Raw genomic sequence first — 2670 nt, 5'->3', positions numbered from 1 at the left:
GCCAATCCAATCAGCCTCGGCCTGGACCCAGGCGAGTGCCCGGTGAATATCGAACGCGGGGAGTTCGGGATAAAAGTTGACCGGGAGGCTCATGCTTCGCTGATCGAGTAGACAATATCAAGGGTATTGTGGGACCGGGAGGTCAATGGCCGTCCGGCGGCAGCAGGAGGCCCCAGCCGGTTCCTGTGGATCCCGGCAGCCCCAGTCCTGCACATCGACGGGTTCCTTGCGGTATGGCTGAACGCATACGCCTGACTCTGTTCTGCCCGCCCTGCTCAACTGGAGCCGGACGCGCTGAAAGCCCAATGAGCATAAGCTCGGGAGGCCGTTGATGCGGCATCTTATCATGACCGGTCAAGCCGAACGAATGCCTCGGCACATCCCGGCGGAGCAAGAGACGCCTCCAGCGAGATTTAACGGGGCACAAGCAATCGATCATGCAGTCAAATCAACGGCGCCATATTTCGGGCCCCATCCTCTGCGTTCTGGCCGATTACCAGGTCCGCCGCTGGGATGCCTATCACATAGCCTTGGTCATGCTGGGCACCTTGTTCCTGGTGGAGCAGAAGATGGAAGGCCGCCCACACTGGCCGATGCTCTCCGTCATACGCGCGGGGCCGGCAAAGCGCGGAGCCGCGCGACGAACCGCGCCAGCGCCGCGCCGATTTCGTGGGGCGAATCTTCCTGCAGGTAATGGATGCCCGGCACGGTGATTTCGGTCTGGTTCGGCCACTGCCGGCAGAATCGGCGTGCGCGCGCTCCCAGCAATGCGCCCGGTTCCGCGTTGATGAACAGCTTGGGAATATCGCTGGCCGCGAGCCAGGCCCCGTAGGTTTCGACCACTTCGGCGACATCCCGCGGCTCGCCATCGATAGGCAACTCGCGGGCCCAGGCCAGCGTCGGCGGCCGGGATTCCGGCGTGTGGAAAGGGGCACGGTAGGCCTCCATTTCTTCCTTGGTCAAACTCCGCAGGACGCTTTTCGGCAACACGGTCTCGACGAAGAAGTTTTCCTCCGCGATCATCCTGAAGCCCTCGTCCGAGCGGAGGGCGCGGAAGATCCGCTCCCGCGGCGGAGGGAAATCGGCCCACAGCCTCGGTTGCACGAGGGCTTCCATGTAGGCGATCCCCTGCACGCGGTCCGGGTGGCGGCGGGCCCAATGGAAGCCCAGGGCTGAGCCCCAGTCGTGGACCACCAGCATCACCCGAGCACCGATGCCCACCGCCTCGAACCAGGCATCCAGATAGTTGGCGTGATCGAAGAACCGATAGCTCGACGCAGCCGAACTGCCCGACTGGCCCATGCCCACCAGATCCGGAGCGAGGCAGCGGCCGAGGTTCTGGACGTGAGGGATGATGTTGCGCCAGAGGTAGGACCAGGTCGGGTTGCCATGCAGGAAGACGATGGGGTCGCCTTTGCCGACATCGACGTAGCTCATCTCGGTATCCAGGACCGATACGCGCTTCCGGGGATGATGATCGACCGCGGAAATCTCGGATGGGAACATGATCGGCACTCCTGTTCTCGAGAACGTTACCCCCGCGATCAACGACATAGATCGAGCGGGACGAAGCCCTGCTCGGAGCAGGCGCGGTGGTATTCCTCGGCATTGGTGGCGGCCGTTTCCCGGCGCAGGACGGAGCCGTCCAAGTCGAGGTACTCGACCGCGCCGCGCACGAAAAACAGACTCACGAAGGGGGCATCGCCCTCGGCAGTCCAGGTGTCGACATGACCGGCCGGCTCGTACTCGTAATCGCCGGGACCCAGCAGTCGTCCCTCCGGATCGAGGCGCCGGCATCCGCTGAGGAGGTAGCCGTGAACCTCGCCCTGATGCCGATGCAGGGGGATGCGTGCTCCCGGCTCCAGGCGCAGCAGCGTGACCCATTCGCCGCGCTCGGGAAACAGGGCCAGCAGCTTCTTGGAAATACCGTGGCCCACTGAAATCCACGGCAGCTGATGGTTGCCCGCGGCTGCCGGGATGAACGGTTCGGTTGCTAACATAAGATGCTCCTTTGCCAAATAGTGACTGACGGTACGGACACAATAAGGCGGCGAGTAATAGCGGAAAAGGACCACAAATGACAAAAATCATGGAGCCACTTTTCGAACTACCCATCACCCTGCCGCGCAAGGGTTCCCGAGAACTGCTGCGCTCCGTGTATTGCCAGCTGCGGGAGGCGATCCTCGACGGACGGCTCCAGTCCGGTACGCGACTGCCTTCGACCCGGGCATTTGCCGCAGCGATCGGTGTGTCGCGCAATACCGCGGTAGCGGCGTACGAGCTATTGTTGAGCGAGGGCTATCTGACCGTTCGGTCGGGTTCCGGTACCTATGTGGCCGACATCTCGCCGCGCCCGGCTCATCATCTGTCCAGCGAACCCGGGGCGGACGGCCGTTTGAACGAAGCCTGGCGCCGGGCTCAGCCGGTGCTGCCTGCGGGCGTCGAATCCTGCCATTTCGACTTCAGGCTCGGGCTGCCCGACAAATCGGCGTTTTCCTTTCCGGTCTGGCGGCGCCTGTCCGCCAGGGCACTGAGAGCCTGGTCGAAGACGCCGGCAGTCTACGACCACCCGCAGGGCTGGCCGGCGCTGCGCGCGGCGATTGCCAAACACGTCTCCTTCGCCCGGGCGGTTTCCTGTTCGCCGGAACAAATCGTGGTCACGGCGGGCGC

Annotated in this window: 3 protein-coding genes; 1 reads left to right on the top strand and 2 read right to left on the bottom strand. The window is 63.7% G+C overall.

Annotation, left to right across the window (positions count from 1 at the left end; genetic code table 11):
* Positions 1–603 precede the first annotated feature (603 nt).
* Together ABJK70_RS23340 and ABJK70_RS23335 are read right to left on the bottom strand one after the other, a co-directional pair.
* Complete coding sequence (locus ABJK70_RS23340; protein WP_347259293.1) at positions 604–1506, bottom strand: haloalkane dehalogenase; 903 nt, start codon at positions 1504–1506, stop codon at positions 604–606.
* A 38-nt stretch (positions 1507–1544) separates the two neighbouring features.
* Positions 1545–2000 carry a 2,4'-dihydroxyacetophenone dioxygenase family protein gene (locus tag ABJK70_RS23335; RefSeq protein ID WP_143735278.1) on the bottom strand — a complete coding sequence of 152 codons (456 nt, stop codon included), beginning with the start codon at positions 1998–2000 and terminating at the stop codon, positions 1545–1547.
* Between the two features lie 77 nt (positions 2001–2077).
* Between ABJK70_RS23335 and ABJK70_RS23330 the strand changes: the two genes are divergently transcribed.
* Positions 2078–2670 (top strand): GntR family transcriptional regulator (locus ABJK70_RS23330; protein WP_347259292.1); only part of this gene is annotated, 593 nt, incomplete at its 3' end.

This window comes from Methylocaldum sp., assembly GCF_039794385.1.
In the GTDB taxonomy this organism is placed as follows: domain Bacteria; phylum Pseudomonadota; class Gammaproteobacteria; order Methylococcales; family Methylococcaceae; genus Methylocaldum.
Note: the sequence above shows the minus strand (reverse complement) of the source record. Positions and strands in the feature narration are given on the sequence as shown.

Excerpts from the sequence above, each read along its gene's own strand:
- ABJK70_RS23340 (WP_347259293.1), bottom strand. The coding sequence starts at position 1,506 with ATGTTCCCATCCGAGATTTCCGCGGTCGATCATCATCCCCGGAAGCGC.
- ABJK70_RS23335 (WP_143735278.1), bottom strand. The coding sequence starts at position 2,000 with ATGTTAGCAACCGAACCGTTCATCCCGGCAGCCGCGGGCAACCATCAG.